This window comes from Brevibacillus sp. YAE8 (genome assembly GCF_057543335.1).
In genome coordinates this window covers 227,349-251,390 of sequence record NZ_BAAIYG010000004.1, presented here as the reverse complement: position 1 = coordinate 251,390, position 24,042 = coordinate 227,349, and the positions used below count along the sequence as shown (strand labels likewise).

The window sequence follows — 24,042 nt, the reverse complement described above, 5'->3', positions numbered from 1 at the left end:
GAAGCAAGCTCGCAGCGCTTACTTGCGGGCGCCTGACTGGGCACGCAGCAAGCGGTTGACCGTTTCCCGGCGCAGCCCGATGAACTGGCCGATTTCGTCCTGGGTCAGCACTTCGGACAGGGAAGCGACGGGAACGAACGACTGGAACCAGAGTTGCAGCTTGCGCAGTCTTTCCGCCGGAGATACTTCGGACAACTGGTCGATGCGCTGCTGCATCATGCGCAGCTTTCCTTGCAACTGCAAGGCGATCTCCCGGCATTTCTCGTGGTTTTCTTCCAGTTCGCGGTACCAGTCGGCCGCGGACAGCACCTCGACCTCACAGGTGACGAGCGCGACGGCTGTTCCGTAGTAAGGATTCGGGCTGAGCAGCGAGTGATGCGGGATCGTCTCGCCTGGCACGATGACGTTGACCAGCGTGAGCGTCCCGTCTGCGTGCACCCGGTTGATTTTGAGCATGCCGCTTTTCAGATGGTAGAGCGGCCCTGTCTCGCCTTGGCGGAACAGCGTTTCCCCTTTGTGCAAAATCATTGGTTTTCCTCCTTGTTCAAACGATCCATACGGCAGTAGCAGTATATCACAATCTGCTTTGCCAGCACCTGCTTTCCGCGACGGGAGGGCAGGTGCTTTTTCGCGTAGTGGACAGGTGCGTTTTATGTGGAAATCAGCAGTTTCCGGCATGTTTTGCCCTTGCGTTCCAGACGGAATCGTTTGCTATAATGAGACAATCACGTTATGGAAAAAGGTGTTCTCTGATGCAAAGTACGATCCTCATCTGGCTTGGCTACCTGCTCGGACTGCTCGTTGTGGGCTTTTTTGGCTACGTGGCGTACCGTTACTGGTACCATATGGGACAGCTTCCGAAGCCGCCGTTTCGAGAGCTGGATGCGAAGCCTGCGCCTGAGAACTGGTCTGATGATGAGGTGACGTTTACGTGGATAGGCCACTCGACGATTCTGTTGAATGTTTACGGAACCAAAATCTTGACTGACCCGGTATTAGGCGAAAAATTGGGACTTCGCGTCGCAGGGCTGCTGCATTTTGGCCCCAGGCGCTTCACGCCTCCCGCTCTTGATTTTGACGAGATCGGCAGCGTGGATTTGATTTTATTGTCCCATGCCCATATGGACCATGTCGACCTGCCGACGCTGCGCCGGCTGGCTCATCCGTACACACACGTCATCACGGCCAGCAATACCGGAAAACTGCTTCGCCGCATGCCGTTTGCCTCCTGCAAGGAGCTTGCCCCGGGGCAAGCCACGACGACAAAAGACGGAGTGACCGTCACGGCGATTCCGGTCAGACACTGGGGCAACCGTTTCCCGTGGAACCATGACTACGGTTACAACGGCTACGTCATCGAGAAAAACGGCGTGCGCATTTTGTACCCTGGCGACACTGCCTACATGTCGATGGAGAGTTTGCCGCAAGAGTTTGGACAGTTTGACCTCGTGTTCATGCCGATCGGAGCCTACAAGCCCGATTCCTACCAGGCTGCGCATTGCACGCCCGAGCAGGCGTGGCAAATGTTCAAGGAGAGCCGGGGCAAATGGCTGGCGCCGATTCATTGGAACACGTTCGTCCTCTCGCGCGAGCCGGTAGACGAACCGATGCAGCGTTTGCTTGCGGCAGCGGGCGAGGAAAAAAATCGGATTATCGTCGAGCGGCAAGGAGAGACGTTCACCTTGCCCGTGCGATAGCAGCGATTGCTTGCGTGAAAAAGCAAGGTTGGAAGCGACTGCTTGCGGGCAGTCGTTTTTTCGTACAAATAAGAATTGATAAGATTTTTATCCGGTATAAGGGCAAGGAAGGTTGCACCAATGGCTTGGCGCAGCCAGGCTTTCTACTGCTCGCGGCAGCTTTTGGCAGGCGCGGGATGGCTGGCGACGTGCCGCGATGATAGCCGCCCGGACGAACTGCATAAACTAGAAGGAATCACCTGCTTCTTATAGAAATTATTTTATCAAGAGTTTTGGAGGAGGGATACATATGACGAAAGCATTGCCGCAGCGTTGGGATTTGGATGTATTATTTCCCGGTGGAAGCGAGTCGACTGCGTTTTTGGCTTTTCTGGAGCAGTTGGAAAAAGATATTTCGCAACTGAAAGCCCGCGTAGAGGATGCCGCACTCGCCTTGCAGGAAAAGGACGCGTTTTTGGAGGTTGTCTCCGAGGTGCAAAGCATCGCGGTGCGGATGAGACAGGCGGGCGCGTTCATTTCGTGCCTGACCGCGCAAAATGTGAAGGACGAACCAGCCAAGCTGCTCGGCGGACGGGTGAAAACGATCTCCGCTGCATTCGGCGCCGTGCTGACGCGCTGGGATGAACAGTTGCTGCGCATCGACGAAGCGGCATGGAACAGCTTGCTGGAGGACGGGGAGCTGCAGCCGCTCGCGTTTGTGCTGAACGAGCGCCGTCGCCGCGCCCAGGAAAAGCTGTCGCCGGAGCAGGAAGTGCTGGCGAGCGACCTCGCTGTGGACGGCTACCACGCCTGGCAAGATTTGTACAACGCCGTGGTGGGCCGGATGACGATCGAAGTGGAGCTGGACGGGGAGACGAAGCAGTTGTCCGTAGGGCAAGCCTCCAACCTGATGAGCCATCCGGACCGCGCCGTTCGCAGCCAAGTATTTGCCAAATGGAAAGAAGCATGGGGCAAGGAAACCGAGCTGTGCGCGCAAGCACTCAACCACCTGGGCGGCTTCCGTCTCGCCCTGTACCGCCATCGTGGCTGGGATTCCGTGCTGCGCGAGCCGCTCGACATCGGGCGGATGCAGGAAAAAACGCTCGAAGCGATGTGGCAGGCGATCGACAATCGCAAAGACCGTCTCGTCGCTTACCTGGAACGCAAGGCGAAGCTGCTCGGCATCGACAAGCTGAGCTGGTCTGACGTATCCGCTCCGGTCGGAAGCGTGCACAAAAAAGTGTCGTACGACGAGGCCGCTGCCTTGATCGTCGAGCACTTCAACCGTTTCAATCCGAGCATGGCGCAGTTCGCCCAAAAGGCGTTTGAAGAAGGCTGGATCGAGGCGGAGGACCGCCCGGGAAAACGTCCGGGCGGCTTCTGCACGAGCTTCCCTGTGAGCAAGCAGTCCCGCGTCTTCATGACGTATGCGGGAAGCGCAAGCAACGTCTCCACGCTCGCGCACGAACTGGGGCACGCGTACCACCAGCAGGTGATGTGGGATTTGCCGCCGCTCGCCCAAAACTACGCGATGAACGTAGCGGAAACCGCCTCGACGTTTGCCGAGATGATTCTCGCCGACGCTGCCGTGAAAAACGCGGCCAACGACGAAGAGCGCCTCGTGCTGCTCGAAGACAAGCTGCAATCCGTCGTCGCGTTCTTCATGAACATTCACGCGCGCTTCCTGTTCGAGAAAAACTTCTACGAGCAGCGCAAAAAAGGTCTGGTGAGCGCAGCCGAGCTGGACCGCATCATGGAAGAGGCGCAAAAGACGGCGTTCAAAGACGCCCTCGCGGAGTACGAGCCGCACTTCTGGGCGTCCAAGTTGCATTTTTACATCACGAGCTATCCGTTCTACAACTTCCCGTACACTTTCGGCTACTTGTTCAGCTTGAGCGTGTACGCGCGTGCGCTGGAAGAAGGCGAGAGCTTCGCGGCAAAATACGATGCGCTCCTGCAGGACACCGGCCGTCTGATGGTCGAGGATTTGGCGAAGAAGCATCTGGGCGAAGACATGACGACCGTCGAGTTTTGGCAAAAAGCAGTCGACCTGGCTGTGGCAGACATCGACGAGTTCCTGCGCCTGACGTAAAAAAGCAATTAGAAAACCTTGCGTATAGATTGGTGAGTCAAGCAGCCTGTTGCTTCGGTGACAGGTTGCTTTTTTTATGCGGAAAAGAATTGGCCCGCTTCTCTCTCGTATAAAGGCCGTTTTTGCCTCCATTCGTAGAGATTTTGTAAAGCTGCCGTCAAAAGCTTCGGATAACTTTTACCTGCGCTTTACCGAAATCCCGCTGTTCGTTTCGTACAGTAAAAGCGAAAGGGATAGCATGCAAAGGGAGGGATTATCATGGACACTGCCAGCCATCTTTTGCTCGGGGTCACGCTCGCGGGCCTGGCCCAGCTCACTCCTGCCGTTGCGCACGATCCGGTGTTGGCGCAAGCGGTCATGGTCGCAACGGTAGTCGGCTCTCACGCCCCCGATTTTGACACGGTGGCCAGACTTCGCGGCATCTCTTTTTACATCCGTTTTCATCGGGGAATCACTCATTCGCTTCCCGCCTTGTTCCTCTGGCCGCTCCTCATCTCGCTTCCCGTCGCCTGGGGCTTCGGGCAGATGGAGCATTGGGGCATGTTGTACGGCTGGACGTTGTTGGCCGTCGTGCTACACGTCTTCCTCGACATGCTGAATGCGTACGGTGTCCAGTGCATCCGGCCGTTCAGCCGCCGCTGGGTGCACCTCGACGTGCTGGCGATTTTCGAACCGTTTTTGTTTGCGCTTCATTTGACGGCGGCCGTTTGGTGGATCGGCTTCGGCGGGGAAGCTGCCGTGCTGTTTCCTGCCGCCTACGCCATTACGTTTGCGTACATCGGCGTGCGCGCCTGGCAGCACCAGCGCCAGGTCAAACGGGTGAAAAGCGCCTTGAACACAGACGGCGTCTGCCATGTTTTGCCCAGCTTCCATCCGTTTCGCTGGCGATTCGTGATTGAGGCGGAGCAGCGGTTTTATACGGGAAGAATCGAGTATGACCACGTGCTCTTGGAGGACGTCTACCCGAAGCAGTACCGCGACGAGATCATTCAGGCGACTGTCGGCGTGGACGGCGTGCGCGCTTTTCTCGGCTTCGCCCAACGAATCCACGTCACCTGGAAGGAGCGCCAGGACGGGTATGAGGTCACCTGGAGCGACGTGCGCTTCTGGTACGACCGGAAGCTGCCGTTTGGCGTCGACGTGGTGCTCGATCGCGAGCTGAACGTGGTGGAATATCGGCTCGGCTGGCGCAAAAAAGCGTGGGACCCGCCTTTTGTCTGAGCAAAAACAGGTTCGCTTGCTGCTAACTCCGTCAGAAACCTGGCGGGGTTTTTTGCTGGGGAAAGGTGCACTTGCTGTCTGCTTGGGGGAAGGGCTCGAGAAGGGGCACTCGCTGTCAACTTGCACCCCTCCCTCCCCTTGCAAGCAAAGCCGCGAAAAAACCGCGTACTCCAATCCCCCAATAGCCATGCTCTTTTCAAAAGCAAACAGAAGTGATACACTGAAAAAAATAAAAAGTTCGATGGTGATCGAATGAACAACTCATATTCAATAAAAATCGAATGGTCTGTCGTTTATGAATGCATCATCAGCCTGTATGCATTTATTCACGAAAAGGAAAGAAAGCATTTGCAGCTCGGCAACGCCTGGATGGAAGAGACGAAGAAGCAGCTCCCGGACGCTTTTGCCGACGAGCTGGCGGACGAGCGCTGGGAGGTGCTGCACAGGCTGGTGCTCCTGGTTGCGCAAAGCCCGCAGAAAAAATCGGTCGATGATTTTCTCGGGTGGCTGGGAAGCATTCCGCCGGGAGAAATCTACGAGCGGCTGGCTCCGTGGGTGGACACGATTCCGCTCAACCTCGGCGAACTTCGCGACCATAGCGTGTCGCTTTTGGCGCGGTGGAACGAGCATTACTTTTCCAAGCTCGCGCCGGCGATTTTGGCAAGCCTGGAGCGAAGCGCCGCCGAAATGGCAAAGCAGGCGCAAAACATGTCGCCCATCGAGCTGGTCGACCATGCCTCAAATGGGCTCTGGATCGAGCCGGTCCCGGAACTGCGGGAGGTGGTGCTCATTCCCCAGTACCATTGCGCTCCGACCTCGGTGCTCGACTTTTACCGCGGCCTCGCCACTTGCTTGTATCCGGTAAAAGATGCCGGACAGGCACAGTCGCAGCCGCTAACGGAGCTGTTGCCACTCACCCAGTGTCTCGCGGATGAAAAGCGGCTGCACATCCTGCGCTGCCTCGCTGAAAAAAACTGCACGCTGGGAGAGTTGCAGCAGCAAGTGTCGCTTGCGAAAAGCACCGTCCATCATCACGTGACGGCGCTTCGCCGGGCCGGGCTGATTCGCGCGCACTACGCAGGCAGCACGACCGTTTCCTCCTACAGTCTGCGCGAATCGTTTGTCGATCGCCTGCCTGTTTTGCTGCGTTCGTTTTTGCACAGCCGTAAGTAAGGAAACAGGCTCATCCGAGCGGATTGGGCCTAAGAGAAGGCAGGGAGAACAAAAGATGAGCAAGTGGAGAACGGCTTTTGCGGCGTATCATCCGATTGTGCATTTGCTGATGGCGGGAACGGTATTTGTCAGCCTGACGCAGTCGATGAGCATGCCATTTTTGGCGATTTATCTCAGCGAAACGACGACGCTCACGCCTGCCTACATCGGGCTGATTATTGGTGCGGGGCCTTTGGCCGGGACTGTCGGCGGTTTTCTGGGCGGGATTTTATCGGATTTGTTCGGGCGGCAGAAGCTGATGCTGCTCTCCATGCTGTTGATGGCCGCAGCGTTTGCAGGGTTTGTCTTTTTGGCGCATCCGCTTTTCCTCCTGCTCATCAGCCTGTTGCTCGGGTTGGCGGCGTCGTTTTACGGCACAGTGTCGAAGGCGATGATGGGAGATTTGACAGCGGAAGAAAAACGATTTCGCGTGTTTTCCAATCGCTATTTGGCGATTAACCTGGGGGTAGCCGTCGGCCCGATGCTGGGCGCGTTTTTGGGGATTTCCGGCAGCGGGATCGCGTTTATGCTGACGGCGTGTTCTACGGTGCTGTTTGCGGTCGTGCTGGGGATCGCCTGCCAAAAGTATCAGGTGTCCGCTCATGCAGCCGCCGGGCAGAGCGCTGAAAAAGCGAGCTTGCCGCAAATCTGGAACGTGCTGAAACGAGATGTCGCTCTGCTGGCTTTTGTCGTGGGGGGAATCTTGCTGGTTACGGTGCACGGGCAAATGTCCGTCACGCTGTCCCAGTATTTGCGCGAAAATATGGCAGAAGGCGTGGCCCTGTTCGGAGTGATGATGAGCGCCAACGGCATTACGGTGCTGCTGTTGCAGGTGCCGTTGACGAGGCTGGTCGAGCGCTACTCCCTGTTTTCGCGGATTGCCGGGGGAGCCGCGCTGATGGCAGTCGGCGAGCTGGGCTTCGCTTTTTCTGCCACCTGGAGCTGGTTCGTGGCGGCGATGATCGTGTTTACGTTGGGCGAAATCTTGATTGTGCCTGCCGAGTACGCGCAAATCGACCAGATCAGCCCGGCGAACATGCGAGGCACCTACTACGGCGCGCAAAGCGTCAGCATGCTGGGCAGCTTTCTCGGGCCTTGGGCGGGAGGCATGGTGCTTCACGCTTACGGCGGGCCGCCGATGTTTGTGCTGATGGCCGCTCTCGCCATGATTAGCGTCATTTTTTACGGGCTGGGCCGCAGGCTGCACGAAAAGCGGAGCAGGCAGGACGGCGTCCAGATGAAGACCGTCAGTTAGGGGAGAGGCTGAAGATTGCCTTTTTTCACCAATTGTCATACAATAAAAAGCAATTCTTTTCAAAAGGGGAAATGTTGATGTCGGTGTGTGTTCTTAACTAGGCAAAATTGGATAAGGTTCTCCCGTGCTTTTGCAGCAAAAAAGCCACGAATTTGGTGGTTTGTTTTGCGATGCCAAAAAGGGAGACTCCATTAGTTAAGAACATCGGTCATCCACCTACCCAATCTCATCAACTGCCGGAACCGTGCTCTTTGGCGCGGTTTTTTTGTACAGATAAGAATGGATAAAATTCTTATTCAGTATAAAGGCAACGAAGGCTGCGGCAATGACTTGGCGCAGCCAGGTTGTCTAACGCCATTGGCGGCGTTGTCAGCGGCAGCGAATTTCTGCTAGCAAGGCAGAGGGGAGCCATTTTGTTCTTCTCTGCCTTTTTGCGTGGGAGAGGGGAGGAATCATCCCTTATGAAAAGAGGCTTACTCATGCGTAACTATATCGAAGAAATCTATCAAAACGTGCAACTGCAGGAAGGACCAACCGCAATCGAGCAGTTTCTCGTGCATTGCTATTTCCAGCCGGGAATGCCGACCAAAGAGCTGGTGAGAAAACTCATGCTGCCCGTTCCGGTTGCGACGGCGATCAAAAAAGAGCTGATCCGGGCCGGGGCGCTGCAAGCGACAAACGGCTTGGCTTGCACCGAAGACGGCCGGGCTTACACGGAAAACGTATTGGGCTTCGGCGGACTGGACCGGAAGCTGTTCGACAGACTGATGCAGGACGAAGCCGCCTGGAAAATAGAGCTGCCCGAGCTGTCTCAGGAACTGCGACAAATTTTGTCCCGGCGCCCACAAGCCAACGTGCAGCTCGACCAGGCGAAGTGTACGGCAGAGACGAGTTTGCGCCGGGCGATCCTTTGCCTGCGAAACCATGCGCTCGTCGGCAAAAAAATATTGTGTGTGGGCGACGACGATTTGGTCAGCGTCTCGCTTGCCTTGCTGCTCAAACGGCTGTTTCCGGGGAAGGAAGTAGCCTCCGGGCGGATCGAGGTAGTCGATATCGACGAGCGCTTCCTGCAATTCATCACAGAGGTGGCGAAGCAGCATGCCTTGCCGATCCGCTGCCATCGCGCCGATTTGCGCCAGCCGCTGCCGAAGAAATTGCACCGGCAATACGACTGCTTTTTTACCGATCCGCCCTATACGCTGCAAGGGATGTCCCTGTTTTTGTCGCGGGGAATCAGCGGCTTGCAAAAACGCAAAGGACTGCCGATTTTCCTCTCCTTTGCCCACAAGTCTCCCGATTTTGCGTTGCGCATGCAGCAGCAGTTCGTGCAGGCGGGGGTGAGCGTCCGCGAAGTCATCAGCCATTTCAACGAGTACGAAGGGGCGCAAATGCTGGGCGGAAAAGGGCAAATGATCGTGCTTGCCACTACCGAACAGACGGCGCCGATCGTGGAGCATGCCTTCACGGAGCCGCTTTACACCGGAGAAGAAGCGCGCTCGCAGCGTTTGTACCGTTGCCAAAAATGCGCCCACGTCAGCAAGGTCGGGGCCAGAGAACAGGTAGCGACGATCGAAGTGTTGAAAAGCAAGGGCTGCCCGCGCTGCCGCCATGCGCGCTTTGCGCTGATTGCGCGCCGCCCTTCCAATCGCGACTGATTGTCCAGCGTCCGGCATATGGTAGAAGTGAGGGGGGTGCGACTATGGCCTACGAAAAGGCGTTCACTGTCTTGCGGATGACAACAGGCTTGCTGTTTTTGCTGCACGGACTGGCGAAGCTGCAAAAGGGGATGGACGCTGTCACGCAAATGTTTGGCGATCTCGGCTTGCCGTGGTGGCTCGCCTATTTGGTGCTGGGGATCGAGTTGATCGGCGGGCTCGCCTTCCTGCTCGGCATCGGGGCGAAATACGCGGCCTGGGGGCTGGCGGGGGTCATGACAGGGGCGATTGTGACCGTGAAGTGGAAGCAAGGATTTATCGGCGGATACGAGTTGGACCTGATATTGCTTGCGGTCACGATCTGCGTCGGCTTTCAGCAGACAAAAGCAAGACCCGGCTAGGGAAAAGGCGCAGCCGGGTCTTTTGCATTTATTGGTCCGTCTCCAGATGCTCGTAGCTGTCGGCAGATACAGCGGCAAGCAAAGGCGTTTTTTCCTGGCAGTAGTACAGGTGCAACTCGTGCATGGCCCGCGTGCAGGCGGTGTAAAACAGCTTGCGCTCGCTTTCCTCGCTGTAGCTTGCCGAGGACGCGTCGTAAATGATGACGGCGTCGAACTCGACTCCTTTTGCCAAGTACGCCGGGATGACGAGACAGCCGGTATCGTAGGACAAGGTCGAGGTCGTAATCAACCGGATCGGCATGCGGCTGGCCAGCCGTTCATGGGCTTGCTCGGCTTCTGCTGCCGTTTTCGTAATGACGGCAATCGTCTTGTGCCCGTTTGCCAGCAGCTTTTGGATGCGCTCTTCAATCTGCTTCGCGAGAGCGTCGCGGTTGTGCACCTTCGTCACAGTGGGCACCAGCCCCGCGCGGTTGAACGGCTCAATCCGCTCGCCGCCTTCCACCAACTGCCGCGTGAACTGGACGATGGGCAAGGTCGAGCGGTAGCTTTTCGTCAGGACGAACGTCTCCGTCTCCTGCGGTTCAAACAGCGACGCGACAGTGCCGAAGCTCTCGTTGTGGAACGCGTGCGCGTAAATCGCCTGGTTCCAGTCGCCGAGCACCGTCATTTTGGCGCGCGGAAACAGGCTCTTGATGAGCGCAAACTGGAAGGCAGAGTAGTCCTGGGCTTCATCGAGGAAAACGTGGCGGACGAGATTGTTCGTCTGCTGGCCTTCCAGCCGCTCCTGCAAGTACAGGTAGGGCGGAATGTCTTCCTGGGCAAGCTGTGCCTGTTTGGTTTGCGCAAGCGTCATGGAGCAGATTGCGGGCCACGCCTCCGGAATTTGACTTTGTTCGTCCGGCAGCAGTTGACCGAGCAGTTGAGGATTGGCATAAAACTGCTCGTAAGTGGCCTTCGTATCAATAAATTGCAGCGCGGCAACAAAGTCGCGAATCGGCTGGAAATGCTGTTTGACGATCCGCTTTGCCAACAGCTCCTGTTCGCGGTCAAAGTCGTCGAACGAGTCCTCGCGAAACTGCTTTTTGCGGCGCAATTGCTGGTAGGCGGCGGCAAATGCGTCTTTGTCGAGCATTTCCATTTCGTCCTCGACCCACGGCTGCGTCCGTTCACGCCGCTCCAGTTGCTTGACTTCTGCCAGCAATGCTCGGGCTACCAGGCTCATCCGGTTTGGAATCGGCAGGGAGGTGTCCATCGCATAAAACAGCTCGTGGATGTGCGCGGCGGATATAAGCGTCCGGTTGCGGAATACAATCGGGCGAAACACAATGCCGGCCTGCATCAGCCGCTTGGCGTACTGATCCATGACCCGCAAAAACAGCGTGGACGATTTGAAGCGGATGGCGGCCAGCCGCGCCGCGTAATCCGGCTGGTCTTTTGCCGTAAGCACGTACTCCATCTGTTCCAGCGGGTCTTCCAGGCGAAAGTCGTCGCCAAGCCGATGCTCCGCATATTCCTGGAAGGTCGTCTGCTGCATGTTTTCCTCGCCCAGCTCCGGCAAAACCGTCGAGATGTAGCTGTTGAACAGCGAGTTGGGGGAGAACAGGACGATCTGCTCCGCAGTCAACGTCTTGCGGTAGCGGTAGAGCAAATAGGCGACGCGCTGCAGCGCCGCAGACGTTTTGCCGCTGCCAGCCGCCCCGGAGACGATCAGCAGCCGGCTTTTTTCGTTGCGGATGATCCGGTTCTGATCGCGCTGGATCGTGGCGACGATGCTGCGCATTTGCGAGTCGGCTTGTTTACCCAACACTTCCTGCAGCAGCTCGTCGCCAATCGTCACGCCTGTATCGAACATGTGGAGCAGCTTCCCGTCGCGGATGATGTATTGCCGTTTACACGTAATCTCGCCGGAAACGACTCCGCTTGGCGTATCGTACTGGGCAGGGCCCGGCGAATAGTCGTAGTACAGGCTGGAAATCGGCGCGCGCCAGTCGTAGACGAGAAAATGCTCGTCGTTTTTGTCCAATAGCGACGCGATGCCTAAATAAATGCGTTCGGAGCGAGGCTCCGTTTCTTCGCGAAAATCAATTCGGCCAAAATAGGGAGAGTGCAACAACCGCTGCATGGTACGCAACTGATGCAGGGCATGACGGTGGCTGCGCTCCCGCTCGGACAATACTTCAGCCTGCTGCTTGATGCTGACGTAAGTTTCGATCGCCTCGGTGGCATCCTCGAAGTTGACTGTCACATCGTCCCAAAAATGCTTGCGGATTCCGACAATATCTTCACTCACGACTTTTACCTGCTCCTTGAGCTCGGAAATCCGTTTGCTGATTTCTGCGACGACTGTCTCAACCCGTTGTTGCTCGTTTTGCCTGTCTTGCTCAGTAGCGCTCATGGTACCGCTCCTTTTTCATTCCCCATTTTTGATCTGAAGGTTTGACAAATGAAATCCAATGTGGTACTATTATATTGGGATTATAGTGAACATATATCGAGAAGTAACCTAAAGACCAATTTCCATTGTAGCAGACGGGAATTGGATTTTCAACATGCGTGTGTAGAAAAAATAACGGAGTCGATAGCGAAGACGGTGCGAGAGGCATGCGTCTTCGTTTTTTTGTGTTTGGGTTGGGGGAAGGGGGCGGTTGGTCGCTGCTCGGCAGGGTGTAGCTTGTGGGGCTGGGTCTCGTCCTGCGCATATTTGTGCCTCGTCCGCACGATTGCATCGCGCCCGCACAAATGCGCCGTTCGCAGGATTGCGCCCCGTCCGCACAAATGCGCCCCGTCCGCACAAATGCGCCCCGTCCGCACAAATGCGCCCCGTCCGCACAAATGCGCCCCGTCCGCACAAATGCGCCCCGTCCGCACAAATGCGCCCCGTCCCGCACAATTGCACCGCGCCCGCAGGATTGCGCCCCGTCCACGCACTTGCGCCCCCCACGCCCGTTTGCTCCATATCCCGCACATCTGCTTCTACCCACCAAAACGTATGTAATGGGAAAAAGCATCGGGCTTTTTCCTTTTTTACTGTCATGCCTCATACAAAGGCTGCTCCCACCAGTTCACGCAAAACGAAAAGGACGACTTTTCCCCTGCATCCGGCACACGGACGACCATCGCCATTCCCGGACCGATCACCCACTGACCGTGCGGCTCGGAGCCTGTCGTTGTCAGCGGTGGGATGATCCGGGTGGACGCGAATACGCCATCCCGTTCGCCGTGAGCGCTGCCTGAGCCGAACATGATTTGCCCCTGGGCGGCGGGACAGGCAGCGAGCTGGATGTAGCCGGATGTCACCTGGCTGGACGTCTTCGCCTTGCCGATGCTGCTCGCTTTGCCAAACCAGATGTGCGTTTCGAGGGGAGCGGGAGAGAAGTTGGTGAGGAGCCACTGGTTTACGTATAAAAGGACGCTGGAGCGCAGCGGGTTGACCAGGGAAGCCAAGCCGTGCTCGCCGTCCGAAGCTTCTATTTTTTCCGTTTGTCCCATGTACGATTTGCACGGATCGGCCAGCGGGTGGGCGTAAGGGCTGTTTCTGCTCAGTTGGGCCGGGGGAGGCGGCGTGGGAAAAGGAAAGTATCCCATCTGCATGTACATGTCAGGCAGGCCGTAATAGTAGGAGGGACGCGCGTAGGGGGGCTTTGTCATGATTTCCTCTCCTTAGCGATTCAGTTAGTGCCAGCCCTACAGCATATGGCATACGTCCAGCGAGGGTGCCGCCGGGCTGAGAGGACAGAGCGGCGTGCTGGTCAGCATTCTCTCCTGAAACAAAAGAAAAACGCCCAAATCGTCGAGGATTGGGCGTAAGTGCGCAGCAAGACAGGGGTTACGAGACAACTTTCCAGGCATGGATGGCGAGCAGCGCCCAGCCCGCGAGGAACAGCACGCCGCCAATCGGCGTAATCGCGCCAAGCACCTTGATACCGGTCATCGCCAGCGTGTAGAGGCTGCCGGAGAAAATCAGCGTCCCGGCGGCAAAGCACCATCCGGCCCAGACGAGGCCCGAAGAGTCCGGGTACCATTTGAGCAGCAAGGCGACGAGCACGAGCGCCAGAGCGTGAGTCGTCTGGTAGGTCACCCCGGTATGGAAAATGCCAAGTGAATATTCGTCCAGCTTTTCTTTCAGGGCGTGAGCGCCAAATGCGCCAAGCGCGACAGAAAGAAAGCCGCTAATACTGCCCAGCAGCAAAAACAGCTTCATGCGTGATTCACTCCTTCTACGTTCTCCATTATGCACATGTGTCCACCTTTATTGTACCGCACAACGATGGCCCATGCCCAATTGCAATTTGATGAACAGCACGCCGGACAATCGTACAGACCGCTTGTCAGCTTCCGACATAGAGTGAAGTAGTGCAGCGGCTTCATTTTCAGGCTGTTGTCTAGGGAGGTGACGTGGACATGAGCAAATGGCTTTCCTTGGCTGGTGGTCTTCTCGGTGGCTACGCTTTGCTGGAAACTCCGTTGGATGGCACGTTCTTGAATGGGCTGAATCCGGTTGTGGATGGAATTGGCCTCATCACCATGCTGGTCTTCTCGGGCGCACTTATTTATACTGGCGTGCGCGACTGGTTCCAGAAATAAGGACAACACAAAACGATAACAAAGGCGCTTCCTGATGTGGGGGCGCTTTTTCTTGCTCCCAAAAACAGACAAAGACCGTTTTTTCACAAGAACGCTGGCGTCTTTTCCCCATCAGCCCCATATACATAAAGTAGGCTTTGGCGAATGGAGGGGGAAATGCAATGACAGGCGACGAGCGCAAAGAACTGGAGCGATCCATTGATGAGATCACGGAGATAGCCAAGGGGTTCAACCTTGATTTTTATCCGATGCGATACGAAATTTGCCCGGCGGATATCATTTATACGTTTGGCGCGTACGGAATGCCGACCAGGTTTTCGCACTGGAGCTTCGGGAAGAGCTTCTACCGCATGAAACTCCAATACGACCTGAACCTGAGCAAAATTTACGAGCTGGTCATCAATTCCAACCCGTGCTACGCGTTTTTGCTCGACGGCAACTCGCTGATCCAAAACAAGCTGATCGTAGCCCACGTGCTGGCCCACTGCGACTTTTTCAAAAACAACATGCGCTTCTCCAACACGAATCGCGACATGGTCGAGAGCATGGCCGCCAGCAGCGAGCGGATTCGCCAGTACGAGATCGAGTACGGCAAGGAAGCGGTGGAAAACCTTCTGGATGCGAGCCTGGCGATTCAGGAGCACATTGATCCGAGCCTGCTTCGTCCCAAGCTCAGATGGAAGCGGGAGTCTGAGGAGCCGACGAAAAAAGGCAAGGTCGAGCGCACTTCGCCATACGACGACCTGTGGCGACTGGACCGCAAAGAAAAAGTCGAGGCCGATCCGGCCAAGCAAGTGCGCAAATTCCCGCCCGAGCCGGAAAAAGATTTGCTGCTGTTCATCATGGAGTACAGCGATGTGCTGGACGATTGGCAGCGCGATGTGCTGACGATTATCCGCGACGAGATGCTCTATTTCTGGCCGCAGTTGGAGACGAAGATCATGAACGAAGGCTGGGCGACCTACTGGCATATGCGCATCTTGCGCGAGCTGGATCTGACGGAGTCGGAGACGATTGAATTTGCCAAGCTGCATTCCTCGGTCATCCAGCCGTCGACGACGAGCATTAATCCATATCATTTGGGCTTGAAAATTTTCGAAGACATTGAACGACGCTGGGACAATCCGACAAAAGAAGAGCAGGAGCGCTTCGGACGCAAGCCGGGAGAGGGACGGACGAAAATTTTTGAAGTGCGCGAGCTGGAGTCGGACATCAGCTTCATTCGCAACTTCCTGACGAAAGACCTGGTGAGCGATCTGGACCTGTACATGTTCGGCAAGCAGGGCAACGACTGGGTCGTGACCGAAAAGCAGTGGGAGCAGGTGCGCGACGGGCTTGCTGCCACGCGGGTCAACGGCGGCTTCCCGTATGTGCTGGTGCACGATGGAGACTACTTGCGGACTGGCGAGCTGCTGCTCAAGCATCACTTTGAAGGACTGGAGCTGGACGTGAAGTACGTGGAGAAGACGCTGCCCTACATTTACACGCTGTGGGGAAAAAATATCCACCTGGAGACGACAGTGGAAGATCGGCAAGTGATATTTACGTACGATGGCAAAAAGGTGCACCGCCGCTTTTTGTGAAGCGAAAGAAAGCCGTACGTCCGGTGGAAGGCATAGCCGGATGTACGGCTTTTCTGCTGCGCCGGGCAGGATTTAGCCGCGGATTGTGGAAATTTTTCGAAGAAAGAGCGGTTTACCTACTTCCCGGGAGGTTCTTCACATGACAAAGCACGTAGCGGTTATCGGATCAGGGGTTATGGGGCATGGGATCGCCCAGCTTTATGCGCTGGCAGGCTTCCCTGTTTCGCTGTATGACCTGCAGGAAGAATTGCTGCACAAAGCAAAGGCGAGCATCGAACAGAGTCTGGCGCTGCTGGAACAAGAGGGAGTCATTACCGGACAAGACAAGTCCAATGCGCTGGAGCGGATTACGCTGACTACCGATTTGCAGCAGGCGGTGGCCGATGCCGATGTGATTACAGAAGCGGTGCCGGAAGTGATCGAGCTGAAGTGGCAGTTGTTTGCGACGCTGGAGCAGTACGCGAAGCCGGAGGCGATCATCGCGTCCAACACCTCGACGTTTTCGATTGCGCGGCTGATTGAAAAAGCACAGTCGCCGCACCGTTTTATCATCACCCACTTTTTCAATCCGGCGCAGCTCGTGCCGCTGGTCGAGATTGTCCGCCACGAAAAGACGGCGGAGGATGTCGTCAGAGCGACAGTCGAGCTGATGAAGCGGATTGGCAAGGCGCCTGTGCTCCTGAAAAAAGATGTGCCAGGCTTTATCGCCAACAGGCTGCAAGCGGCGCTGATGAGAGAGGCGTTTCATTTGCTGGCGGAAGGCGTGGCTGACGCGGAGGAAATCGACACGGTCATGAAAGAAGGCATCGGGTTTCGCTGGGCGTTTGTCGGTCCGATCGAAACGGCGGACTTCGGCGGCCTCGATACGTGGAAGCGGGTTATGGACAATTTGGCGCCAGAGCTGGACCAGTCCACAACGGCTCCGGCGATCATCGCCGAGCGCGTGGAAAAAGGCGAGCTGGGAACCAAATCCGGAACGGGCATCTACGCGTACGAGCGCACCTCTGTCGCAGAAAAGCTGCATGCCAGAGATGAGCAGTTCATCCGTTTGGCCAAGCTGAAAAAAAGTCGCTAGAGCGAAAGCTGGGCACAAAAAGGTCGGGGTTGATCCCGGCCTTTTTGGCGTCGAAGATGAGCAATTTTCTTGCGCCATCTGCCAAAAGCACGTTGATTTTCGCCCGGTTCACGGTTGCGATATAAATGACGTATCCGCTTCTCGATACGACAGTACGCCAGTTTCGATCGAATTCCGAACGCAGAACCCGGCTGGAGTACACTTGATTTTCCACGCGTGTCGCCGTTTTTTTCATATGCGATTAACACCTCCTGTCCCTTTCACTGTATGCAGCAGCATGGCAATGGTGTGGACAAGTGTGCGTAGATAAGCCCCTATTTTTGTTGCATCGGACTGGCAAGCGTACTATGATAGCAGCAAGGACGGCAACTGCAGTGCTATAGCCTGCAGGCGTGCCGGGGAAAAAGGAGTGAGCGAGCATGGCAAAAAGCAACGCACGCAAGCAGCGGGAAAAGCTGGCGCGGGAAGGCAAGCGCAACCCGGAGCTGAACAGAAGCATCTTCGCCTTTGCCGACATGAGGCAGCGGACGACGAAGACCAAAGCGGAAAAACTGAATCAGCAAAAGCACAAGAGGTCGTTATCCTGGCAAAGTGATGACGGCCTTTTTCGTTGCCGTTTTTCTGTCCCCTGTTTTGTGATAGCATGTAGCCAATAGCCAGCGCGATGAGGTGAATCCATGGAAAACACTCCCTTTACCGTTTAGCGGCTGCTGCAGCTACCCGTTTTTCGCGGAGCGGAAATCATGGCCGGACACGAAGGAATTTCCAAAGAAATCTACTACATAAGCTCCGTCGAAATGCCTGATCTGACAGGGTTTCTCCGCCCGAACGAGCTGATTATCACGACAGGCTACGCGTTTCGCCACGAGCCGATGCTGCTCTGTCGGCTACTGGATGAGATGCACCGGATCGGCAGCTCGGCAATCGGCATCAAGACGAGAAGAGTCATCCAGGAAGTGCCGCCCGAGGCGCTGTACAAGAGCAACCTGTACGGCATTCCGCTGGAAATTTTCGCGAAATACCGCTCGACGCATCGGCAAAATCTGGTGAAACTTCGATCTCGTCCGCGACCTTTGGCGCAGCGAACAGATTGTTGATTCCGATCGGGATTCCGTTTGCGATGAACTTGCCGGAGCTGATCGTGCCGATGCTGATTGGGGCAGGGCTGGCCATGTTTGTCGATACCGCGGCTGGGCACGTTCCCGGACCTCATCATGACGCTCGATGCGAAGACAGCGAAGCCAATCGTCTCGGCCGAGATCGAAAAAGGCCAGCCACTCGCAGTCATTCACGTGCCGCAGGAAAACTTGATTCTCGGTGCGACGATGCGCAACAAAGAGCTGCTCGCGGCGGTAGAGGGCGCAGTAGGCAAACAAATTTTGACGTATCTGTTTGGCTGATTGTTCAAAAACGTTTGATTCCGCATCACGAGCCAACCCCGCTGTACCAATCAGGGAGGAACAACGATCTCGTTGAAGCAAACGATGACGAAGCACAGATCGTCCGCCGCTACGGCTCCATGAAAATTTTCCGGACTTTGGGCGGGGAAGCGGCAGAGTAAGCAAGCAACGGGGAGCCCGTCGTCTTGTCCGCCGCGCTCATGGCGAAGCTTGTTTCGGAATGGGTATAGCGTGAAAAAAGAAAGCCGGCCGGGGACTGGCTTTTTGGCGGAGGGGAACCAAGGCTGCACGGAGCTTTTCGTTTGCGAACAGGCAGATTGGGTTGTAGGAAACGGCGGGATTGCTTATGCTAGGAGGACAGCTATAAGCAGAAATGAGGCATGCGCGAATGAATGAGCGTGTTACTGGCGCGTCCAGCCCAGCCGTCCATCCCGAGTGCGCGAGGGCGATCCGGCAGCTTTTGCAGTTGCAGGAGCCGAAGCGCGAAGACTTTTTGGCGCTTCGCACGTACGGCAATGATCGTTATTCGTCCATGGGCTGGGAGGAACTGCAATCGTATATAAATGAAAAGACGGTAGTCATCGTCGAGCAGTTTGAAAACGAGCAAAACATCATGTCCGCGCTGCGCTGGGTTGCGCGAGGGCTGCCCGTCTGGCACGCGATTCGCAAAGTGAAGGCGGATTACTCCGTGTACGGATACAAGGGGCAAAGCTGAGCGGGCTGCTCGCACCAGCCTCGCCCGGCACGTCCAAAATGCAAAGAGAAGAAAAGTCTGTCAGAGTGACAGACCTTTTCTATTTTTGATAACGCTTACGGCAAAAAAGTGCAGGCAAATCCGAAAAAAATACTGCACGCGAAAATGAAAAGGTCTATTATTGTCACTATCATCATCTTTGGAGGGGGCCATCATGACAGAATTCTTACTTAGCTTACTACAGATCATCATCGTCAATCTGGTCTTGAGTGGGGACAACGCCGTCGTGATCGCGCTGGCTTGTCGCAACTTGCGTCCAGAGTTGCAAAAGAAAGCAGTCTTCTGGGGCGGCTTCGGAGCGATCGGACTGCGGGTCATCCTGACCTTTATTGCTATTTGGCTGCTCCAGATCCCGTTTGTTCAGGTGGTCGGGGGACTTTTGCTCATCTGGATTGCCGTCAAGCTGCTGAAGGGCGAGGAAGAGGAGACCCATATTGGCGGCGGCTCGAACATGTTGGAGGCGCTGAAAACGATTATTTTTGCCGACCTCATCATGAGTCTGGACAACGTCATTGCTGTGGCGGGGGCTGCGAACGGAAACATGCTGCTCGTCGTCATCGGACTTGCCGTCAGCATCCCGCTGATTATTTGGGGCAGCCAGTTGCTGATGCTTTTGATGAACCGTTTTCCGGTCATCGTGCTGTTGGGGGCGGCTTTGCTCGGTTACACCGCAGGCGAGATGATCGTCGGCGACAAAGTAGTCGGAGCGTTTCTGGAAGGGGTGTTGCCAGCGCTGCACATCATTTTGCCGGTCGCTTTGGCACTGGTGGTCATTGCTGTTGGCACGTACCTGAAGCGCAAGCGTGAAAAATCAGGGGAGGACCGCGTCGCACAAGACCACGCGGAGACACTGTAGCCATGGAATATCGGGACTGGTCGATTCTCCAGACGCTTTATCGGGAACAAAACATCACCCGGACGGCAAAAAGTCTGTACTTGTCCCAGCCTGCCCTGACCAAACGGCTGCGGCAGATCGAAAAAGAGTTTGGCGTGCAAATTGTCCAGCGCGGCAGGCGAGGCGTCCACTTTACGCCAGAAGGGGAGTATTTGGCGAGTTGCGCGGATGAAATGCTTTTGCGTCTGCGCAAAATCAAGGAGCACGTCGCCAATATGGGCGAGCAGGTGAGCGGCACGCTGCGGCTGGGCGTCTCCAACTATTTTGCCCACTACAAGCTGCCAGGTCTGTTGAAGCTGTTCAAGCAGGAGTATCCGCTGGTAGAGTTCAAGGTCGTGACGGGCTGGAGCAAAGACGTGTACCAGTCTGTGTACAACCAGGATGTGCACGTCGGTTTTGTTCGCGGCAATTACAATTGGCCGGATGGCAAGCTGCTGTTGTTTGAGGAGAGCGTGTGCATCGTCTCCAAAGACCCCGTCGATGTAGCCGACCTGCCGAGCCTGCCGCGCATTGACTACAAGACAGACCCGCTATTGCAGGCGCTGGTGGACAGTTGGTGGGCCGAAAACTACTCTTCGCCGCCCCGGATTGGAATGGAAGTGGACAAGGCGGATACGTGCGGCGAAATGGTCGCAAACGGACTCGGCTACGCCATTCTCCCCCGCCTGGTCGCAAACGGCAAACAAAACTTGTACCTGATCGAAATTAAGGACGCCGCGAACAAGCCCGTCAAGCGCAGCACCTGGATGTTTTACCACAAGGCTTCCCTGGAGCTGCAAAATGTGAGAGCCTTCGTGAACTTCATGCAGCGCATGGATTTTCCGCATTCGTATTAAACGCCAACAGAGCGGGCGACCAGCCGCGGACCGCTGCTTCGAGAACAGGATGACTTCTCGAAGGCAGCGTTTTTCTTTTTCTGCCATTCGCGCAAGGAATCGTCCGCGATAACGAATGGCTATTTTTCAGATGGCTTTTTCTGGCGTACACTGGAGGTACAGCAAGAGAGCAACAAAAGCAACGTCAGACAAGAAAAGAGGGATCAGCATGCTTTTGCTTTTGCTTCGCATATTGCTCACGCTGCTGCTCGGTTCAGCGGGAGGCTGGCTGTTTGCCGAGGTGCTTCACAGCCCGCTGCCGTGGTTGATCGGTTCCTTGCTGGCGACTGTCGCGGCGACCATGCTCGGGGTGCAAAAGCTGTGGATTCCGGGCTGGTTCCGTCAGGCGGGACTGATTGTGATCGGCATATCGCTTGGCCTGCGCATGACGCCGGATATTTGGCAGACCATGACAGATCATATCGGTTTGATGCTGATCGCCACGCTGCTCACAGTGCTAATCAGCCTGCTCAACGCGTGGATTTTTTACAAAATGGGCAAGGTCGATCGGGTTACGGCGATCTTCAGCAATATTCCCGGCGGTCTGTCGGAAATGGTGACGATCGGCCAGTCTGTCGGCGGCAATCAACAGGTGATCTCGATTTTTCACTCGATTCGTGCGGTGACGATCGTTTTGTGCACGCCATTTTTAATCTCCTGGCTGTTTGACGGGCACGCCTCGTCTGTGGTGCTGTCGACAGGCGGTCACGTGCTGGAGTGGCTCCCGACCATTTTGCTTGTCACAGCCAGTCTGATCGGTGCGCTGGTGGCTACCCGCTGCTCCATTCCTGCGCCGTATTTGCTTGGCCCGTTGCTGATTGCCGCACTCGTCTCCCTGAATACACCGTGGACGGGCGAGAATCCGGCGCTGGCAGGAGGGCTGGTCAAAGCCGCGCAAGTGTGGATCGGAGTAAGCATCGGGCTTGGTTTTCGCAAAGAAAACATCCGAAAACAAAAGCGTTTTTTCCTGCTCGGCGCCATACATTCGCTGCTGCTGTTCGGCATGGTGACGGCGATGGCTGTGGGCCTGGCCTATTTCGCCAACATAGAAGTGGCGACGAGCATTTTGGCGACGGCGCCTGGCGGAATTGCCGAAATGAGCTTGACCGCCATGTCGATCGGGGCAGATCCGCTGCTCGTGACGGCCTTCCAGTTGTTTCGCGTCCTGTTTGTGCTCACGCTGTTTTCCTTCGGCGGGCGTAGCTGGGGAAAACGGCATCGGGCCGAGGCGGCAGCGACTTTGGACAGAACGGCCTGACGTTGGCAAAACGGAGGGCGGCAACAAAATCCGGCAGCATCAATGAGCAATAACAGAATCCGGTAGCACCAAGCGAATACGAAAGCCTGCAGCCTGTTTGCGAACAGCGAAGCTGCAGGCTTTTTTTATCGGGACAAGCAAAAATCTTCTACCGATCAACAAAAAGCGCCGCTTCACAATTAAGACACAAAGGAAAAATGTAACAATCGCTAGTTCAATAGGTTTGTGGAAAAAGTTTTGACAAATTTTCAATAAAAATTTGAACAAAACATGAACAAAAAGTGAATTTTGTGTTACAATAAGTTCAACAAAGAAAACGACGCAAGGTAAAATTCCAAAACGACAGGGGTTTTGAACCATGAATACAGATAAAAAAGCTGCTGACTTGCTGAGATGGATCGCTTGGACAGCAATTGCAATCGGCGGATTGTTGATGGCGTTTACTGCAAGCGATTTCAGAGCGGAGAACTTCCCGTTGATGGTATCCATCGGATTTTTGATCGCAGGCATGAACATTTTCATCATGAGCACGGTTTTCCGCTTGATGAATCTGCGCAAACAAGAAGTGTAACAAAACGATGCCAAATCCATAAAGGAAACCTCTCATTTCTTCCTTATATAATGAGAGGTTTTTTGTTGCCTGTAGCTGAAAAATAACGGAAACAATAGCGGAAAAACCGAACACCGCTTACGCAAATGCGCGGCGTAGCCTTCTTTTTGGAGCTGTCCAAGAGGAAGGCTTTTTTTATTTAAATTGAAAGCACAAAACGGAGGCGATCAAACTGGATATTATATCCATGTTTGGGTGTGGTTGTGCATCCAAGGGGATTCCTAACAAGAATTTGAGCAACTCGTGACTGCTTCGTGAACACTTTGTCACAGAAAAGCTACGAATTATTGAACGTCCGAAAAAACAAGTACAAAAGTTGTTCGTCTCTGCTAGTATGTATATGCGGTTATCTGGTATGTTCACTTTCGTTAAAAAAATCTCTGCTGAGTCCTGTTCGAAGATGGATTCCATCCTCTGCGTGAAAGACTCAGAGGGGAGGCGAACGCGAATAGCGGATGCACCATCAGTTTAGATGCTTGTTGTTTTGTGAAAGAGGAGGGATTAGGAGAATGAGTGGAGGAAAAATGCTGAGGCAAATCCACTTTTGGATCTTGGCAGCGTTGACCACCGTCCTGCTTTCAGGCTGTGGTAGTGAGTATCTTGTCTTGAATCCTAAGGGGCCTGTAGCAGAGACGCAGTACAATCTCATTATTATTTCCACTATATTGTGCGCTGTCATCATCGTTCCGGTTCTTGCGCTTACCGCTTTTATCGTCTATCGATATCGGGACAAACCGGACAACAAGGCACCTTACAAGCCAGAGTGGGCACACAACACGGCCCTCGAAGCAATCTGGTGGGGGATTCCGGTGGTCATCATTGCGATCCTGGGATACTTTACCGTTCGCGATACGTATGTGTTGAAAGAGTCTCCGAATAAAGAAGTAGCTCCAATGACGGTACAAGTGACCGCGTTGGATTGGAAATGGATGTTTACTTACCCTGAGCAAAACATTGCGACGGTCAACCACCTGGAGATTCCGGTTGGCGTACCGGTTCACTTCCAGATTTCTGCGGAAGCGCCAATGAACTCTTTCTGGGTACCATCGCTTGGCGGCCAGGTTTACGCGATGGCAGGGATGGCGACCGAGCTGTACTTGCAAGCTGACGAGCCGGGCGAATACGCCGGATTCAGCTCCAACTTCTCCGGTGAAAAATTCGCTCACATGCAGTTCAAAGTTGTAGCGAAGCCGAAAGAAGAGTTCGACCAGTGGGTCAAAGAAGTAAAAGGCACGAGCCCAGCAATGACGAAAGAAGATTACAACGAGCTGAAAAAACAAGGATTGTCCGAGAAAAAGCTGTACTCTGCATTCCCGGAAGGCTTGTTTGAAGAGATTGTGCAACGATACAGCCATGGTCACGATATGGACCATGTGATGAAAAAACAGCCTGCTCCGACAGGTGACAAGTCAAAAGAAACTTCGCAAGAGACGCAACAGTCGACTGATATGAGCAACATGCATGGAATGGATCATTCCAGTATGAAACATTAGGCG

Annotated in this window: 23 protein-coding genes and 1 pseudogene; 18 read left to right on the top strand and 6 right to left on the bottom strand. The window is 55.2% G+C overall.

Annotated elements, in window-relative coordinates:
- Window positions 1–18: 18 nt before the first annotated feature.
- Window positions 19–528, bottom strand: coding sequence for a Crp/Fnr family transcriptional regulator (locus tag AC27IT_RS09050; RefSeq protein ID WP_007781659.1), 510 nt, complete (start codon window positions 526–528; stop codon window positions 19–21).
- A 224-nt stretch (window positions 529–752) separates the two neighbouring features.
- Here AC27IT_RS09050 and AC27IT_RS09045 point away from each other — a divergent pair, with 224 nt between their 5' ends.
- The 7 genes from AC27IT_RS09045 to AC27IT_RS09015 all read left to right on the top strand — a co-directional run bounded on the left by AC27IT_RS09045 (window position 753) and on the right by AC27IT_RS09015 (window position 9,512).
- Window positions 753–1,697 carry an MBL fold metallo-hydrolase gene (locus AC27IT_RS09045; protein WP_007781661.1) on the top strand — a complete coding sequence of 315 codons (945 nt, stop codon included), beginning with the start codon at window positions 753–755 and terminating at the stop codon, window positions 1,695–1,697.
- 289 nt (window positions 1,698–1,986) lie between these two features.
- Window positions 1,987–3,768, top strand: coding sequence for a M3 family oligoendopeptidase (locus tag AC27IT_RS09040; protein ID WP_007781666.1), 1,782 nt, complete (start codon window positions 1,987–1,989; stop codon window positions 3,766–3,768).
- A 258-nt stretch (window positions 3,769–4,026) separates the two neighbouring features.
- Window positions 4,027–4,989, top strand: coding sequence for a metal-dependent hydrolase (locus tag AC27IT_RS09035; protein WP_025847991.1), 963 nt, complete (start codon window positions 4,027–4,029; stop codon window positions 4,987–4,989).
- 252 nt (window positions 4,990–5,241) lie between these two features.
- Entirely contained in the window at window positions 5,242–6,162 is a 921-nt protein-coding gene (locus AC27IT_RS09030; RefSeq protein ID WP_025847993.1) for an ArsR/SmtB family transcription factor, read from the top strand.
- Between the two features lie 55 nt (window positions 6,163–6,217).
- The gene (locus tag AC27IT_RS09025; RefSeq protein ID WP_283858792.1) at window positions 6,218–7,456 is read left to right on the top strand and encodes an MDR family MFS transporter; all 1,239 of its coding nucleotides are present in this window, start codon (window positions 6,218–6,220) and stop codon (window positions 7,454–7,456) included.
- 479 nt (window positions 7,457–7,935) lie between these two features.
- Complete coding sequence (locus AC27IT_RS09020; RefSeq protein WP_025847998.1) at window positions 7,936–9,111, top strand: bis-aminopropyl spermidine synthase family protein; 1,176 nt, start codon at window positions 7,936–7,938, stop codon at window positions 9,109–9,111.
- 44 nt (window positions 9,112–9,155) lie between these two features.
- Window positions 9,156–9,512 (top strand): DoxX family protein, encoded by a 357-nt coding sequence (locus AC27IT_RS09015; protein ID WP_005836227.1) that lies wholly within the window; start codon window positions 9,156–9,158, stop codon window positions 9,510–9,512.
- A 28-nt stretch (window positions 9,513–9,540) separates the two neighbouring features.
- Here the strand turns inward: AC27IT_RS09015 and helD are convergent, their stop codons facing one another.
- From helD to AC27IT_RS09000, 3 genes are all read right to left on the bottom strand, one after another.
- Entirely contained in the window at window positions 9,541–11,907 is a 2,367-nt protein-coding gene (gene helD, locus AC27IT_RS09010; RefSeq protein WP_487091746.1) for an RNA polymerase recycling motor HelD, read from the bottom strand.
- Window positions 11,908–12,542: 635 nt separating this feature from the next.
- The gene (locus AC27IT_RS09005) at window positions 12,543–13,160 is read right to left on the bottom strand and encodes a DUF6143 family protein (RefSeq protein WP_487091745.1); all 618 of its coding nucleotides are present in this window, start codon (window positions 13,158–13,160) and stop codon (window positions 12,543–12,545) included.
- Between the two features lie 178 nt (window positions 13,161–13,338).
- Entirely contained in the window at window positions 13,339–13,713 is a 375-nt protein-coding gene (locus tag AC27IT_RS09000) for a DUF423 domain-containing protein (protein WP_005835046.1), read from the bottom strand.
- Window positions 13,714–13,913: 200 nt separating this feature from the next.
- Between AC27IT_RS09000 and AC27IT_RS08995 the strand changes: the two genes are divergently transcribed.
- From AC27IT_RS08995 to AC27IT_RS08985, 3 genes are all read left to right on the top strand, one after another.
- The gene (locus tag AC27IT_RS08995; RefSeq protein WP_005835043.1) at window positions 13,914–14,096 is read left to right on the top strand and encodes a hypothetical protein; all 183 of its coding nucleotides are present in this window, start codon (window positions 13,914–13,916) and stop codon (window positions 14,094–14,096) included.
- 161 nt (window positions 14,097–14,257) lie between these two features.
- Window positions 14,258–15,679, top strand: a complete 1,422-nt coding sequence (locus tag AC27IT_RS08990) for a SpoVR family protein (RefSeq protein ID WP_283858794.1) — start codon at window positions 14,258–14,260, stop codon at window positions 15,677–15,679.
- A gap of 139 nt (window positions 15,680–15,818) precedes the next feature.
- A complete protein-coding gene (locus AC27IT_RS08985) occupies window positions 15,819–16,754 on the top strand; it encodes a 3-hydroxyacyl-CoA dehydrogenase family protein (RefSeq protein ID WP_025848005.1) in 936 nt (311 codons plus the stop codon).
- Here the strand turns inward: AC27IT_RS08985 and AC27IT_RS08980 are convergent.
- Window positions 16,720–16,989: a hypothetical protein gene (locus tag AC27IT_RS08980; protein WP_487091744.1), complete on the bottom strand. Its 270-nt coding sequence runs from the start codon at window positions 16,987–16,989 to the stop codon at window positions 16,720–16,722. The two genes, AC27IT_RS08985 and AC27IT_RS08980, sit on opposite strands and share 35 nt — an antisense overlap.
- A 184-nt stretch (window positions 16,990–17,173) precedes the next feature.
- Here AC27IT_RS08980 and AC27IT_RS08975 point away from each other — a divergent pair, with 184 nt between their 5' ends.
- The 7 genes and pseudogenes from AC27IT_RS08975 to AC27IT_RS08945 all read left to right on the top strand — a co-directional run bounded on the left by AC27IT_RS08975 (window position 17,174) and on the right by AC27IT_RS08945 (window position 21,936).
- Window positions 17,174–17,410 carry a hypothetical protein gene (locus AC27IT_RS08975; protein ID WP_005835037.1) on the top strand — a complete coding sequence of 79 codons (237 nt, stop codon included), beginning with the start codon at window positions 17,174–17,176 and terminating at the stop codon, window positions 17,408–17,410.
- Between the two features lie 51 nt (window positions 17,411–17,461).
- Window positions 17,462–17,937: pseudogene (locus AC27IT_RS08970) on the top strand (PucR family transcriptional regulator ligand-binding domain-containing protein); the annotation flags it as partial.
- On the top strand, window positions 17,930–18,154 hold the full coding sequence (locus tag AC27IT_RS08965) for a hypothetical protein (RefSeq protein ID WP_327944933.1): 225 nt from the start codon (window positions 17,930–17,932) through the stop codon (window positions 18,152–18,154). The pseudogene AC27IT_RS08970 and the gene AC27IT_RS08965, both read left to right, overlap by 8 nt.
- A 388-nt stretch (window positions 18,155–18,542) precedes the next feature.
- Window positions 18,543–18,869 carry a hypothetical protein gene (locus tag AC27IT_RS08960; protein WP_003842489.1) on the top strand — a complete coding sequence of 109 codons (327 nt, stop codon included), beginning with the start codon at window positions 18,543–18,545 and terminating at the stop codon, window positions 18,867–18,869.
- A 193-nt stretch (window positions 18,870–19,062) separates the two neighbouring features.
- Window positions 19,063–19,764: a TerC family protein gene (locus AC27IT_RS08955; RefSeq protein WP_005835033.1), complete on the top strand. Its 702-nt coding sequence runs from the start codon at window positions 19,063–19,065 to the stop codon at window positions 19,762–19,764.
- A 2-nt stretch (window positions 19,765–19,766) separates the two neighbouring features.
- Window positions 19,767–20,639: a LysR family transcriptional regulator gene (locus AC27IT_RS08950; protein WP_005835031.1), complete on the top strand. Its 873-nt coding sequence runs from the start codon at window positions 19,767–19,769 to the stop codon at window positions 20,637–20,639.
- Window positions 20,640–20,847: 208 nt separating this feature from the next.
- A complete protein-coding gene (locus tag AC27IT_RS08945; protein ID WP_340672954.1) occupies window positions 20,848–21,936 on the top strand; it encodes an AbrB family transcriptional regulator in 1,089 nt (362 codons plus the stop codon).
- A gap of 39 nt (window positions 21,937–21,975) precedes the next feature.
- On the opposite strand, the gene AC27IT_RS08940 is transcribed toward AC27IT_RS08945, so the two are convergent.
- Window positions 21,976–22,527, bottom strand: coding sequence for a hypothetical protein (locus tag AC27IT_RS08940; RefSeq protein ID WP_155808656.1), 552 nt, complete (start codon window positions 22,525–22,527; stop codon window positions 21,976–21,978).
- Between the two features lie 528 nt (window positions 22,528–23,055).
- On the opposite strand from AC27IT_RS08940, the gene qoxA reads away from it, so the two are divergent.
- Window positions 23,056–24,039, top strand: coding sequence for a cytochrome aa3 quinol oxidase subunit II (gene qoxA, locus AC27IT_RS08935; protein ID WP_025848019.1), 984 nt, complete (start codon window positions 23,056–23,058; stop codon window positions 24,037–24,039).
- Window positions 24,040–24,042 lie beyond the last annotated feature (3 nt).

Excerpts from the sequence above, each read along its gene's own strand:
- AC27IT_RS09050 (WP_007781659.1), bottom strand. The coding sequence starts at position 528 with ATGATTTTGCACAAAGGGGAAACGCTGTTCCGCCAAGGCGAGACAGGG.
- AC27IT_RS09045 (WP_007781661.1), top strand. The coding sequence starts at position 753 with ATGCAAAGTACGATCCTCATCTGGCTTGGCTACCTGCTCGGACTGCTC.
- AC27IT_RS09040 (WP_007781666.1), top strand. The coding sequence starts at position 1,987 with ATGACGAAAGCATTGCCGCAGCGTTGGGATTTGGATGTATTATTTCCC.
- AC27IT_RS09035 (WP_025847991.1), top strand. The coding sequence starts at position 4,027 with ATGGACACTGCCAGCCATCTTTTGCTCGGGGTCACGCTCGCGGGCCTG.
- AC27IT_RS09030 (WP_025847993.1), top strand. The coding sequence starts at position 5,242 with ATGAACAACTCATATTCAATAAAAATCGAATGGTCTGTCGTTTATGAA.
- AC27IT_RS09025 (WP_283858792.1), top strand. The coding sequence starts at position 6,218 with ATGAGCAAGTGGAGAACGGCTTTTGCGGCGTATCATCCGATTGTGCAT.
- AC27IT_RS09020 (WP_025847998.1), top strand. The coding sequence starts at position 7,936 with ATGCGTAACTATATCGAAGAAATCTATCAAAACGTGCAACTGCAGGAA.
- AC27IT_RS09015 (WP_005836227.1), top strand. The coding sequence starts at position 9,156 with ATGGCCTACGAAAAGGCGTTCACTGTCTTGCGGATGACAACAGGCTTG.
- helD (WP_487091746.1), bottom strand. The coding sequence starts at position 11,907 with ATGAGCGCTACTGAGCAAGACAGGCAAAACGAGCAACAACGGGTTGAG.
- AC27IT_RS09005 (WP_487091745.1), bottom strand. The coding sequence starts at position 13,160 with ATGACAAAGCCCCCCTACGCGCGTCCCTCCTACTATTACGGCCTGCCT.
- AC27IT_RS09000 (WP_005835046.1), bottom strand. The coding sequence starts at position 13,713 with ATGAAGCTGTTTTTGCTGCTGGGCAGTATTAGCGGCTTTCTTTCTGTC.
- AC27IT_RS08995 (WP_005835043.1), top strand. The coding sequence starts at position 13,914 with ATGAGCAAATGGCTTTCCTTGGCTGGTGGTCTTCTCGGTGGCTACGCT.
- AC27IT_RS08990 (WP_283858794.1), top strand. The coding sequence starts at position 14,258 with ATGACAGGCGACGAGCGCAAAGAACTGGAGCGATCCATTGATGAGATC.
- AC27IT_RS08985 (WP_025848005.1), top strand. The coding sequence starts at position 15,819 with ATGACAAAGCACGTAGCGGTTATCGGATCAGGGGTTATGGGGCATGGG.
- AC27IT_RS08980 (WP_487091744.1), bottom strand. The coding sequence starts at position 16,989 with ATGAAAAAAACGGCGACACGCGTGGAAAATCAAGTGTACTCCAGCCGG.
- AC27IT_RS08975 (WP_005835037.1), top strand. The coding sequence starts at position 17,174 with ATGGCAAAAAGCAACGCACGCAAGCAGCGGGAAAAGCTGGCGCGGGAA.
- AC27IT_RS08960 (WP_003842489.1), top strand. The coding sequence starts at position 18,543 with ATGAATGAGCGTGTTACTGGCGCGTCCAGCCCAGCCGTCCATCCCGAG.
- AC27IT_RS08955 (WP_005835033.1), top strand. The coding sequence starts at position 19,063 with ATGACAGAATTCTTACTTAGCTTACTACAGATCATCATCGTCAATCTG.
- AC27IT_RS08950 (WP_005835031.1), top strand. The coding sequence starts at position 19,767 with ATGGAATATCGGGACTGGTCGATTCTCCAGACGCTTTATCGGGAACAA.
- AC27IT_RS08945 (WP_340672954.1), top strand. The coding sequence starts at position 20,848 with ATGCTTTTGCTTTTGCTTCGCATATTGCTCACGCTGCTGCTCGGTTCA.
- AC27IT_RS08940 (WP_155808656.1), bottom strand. The coding sequence starts at position 22,527 with ATGGATTTGGCATCGTTTTGTTACACTTCTTGTTTGCGCAGATTCATC.
- qoxA (WP_025848019.1), top strand. The coding sequence starts at position 23,056 with ATGAGTGGAGGAAAAATGCTGAGGCAAATCCACTTTTGGATCTTGGCA.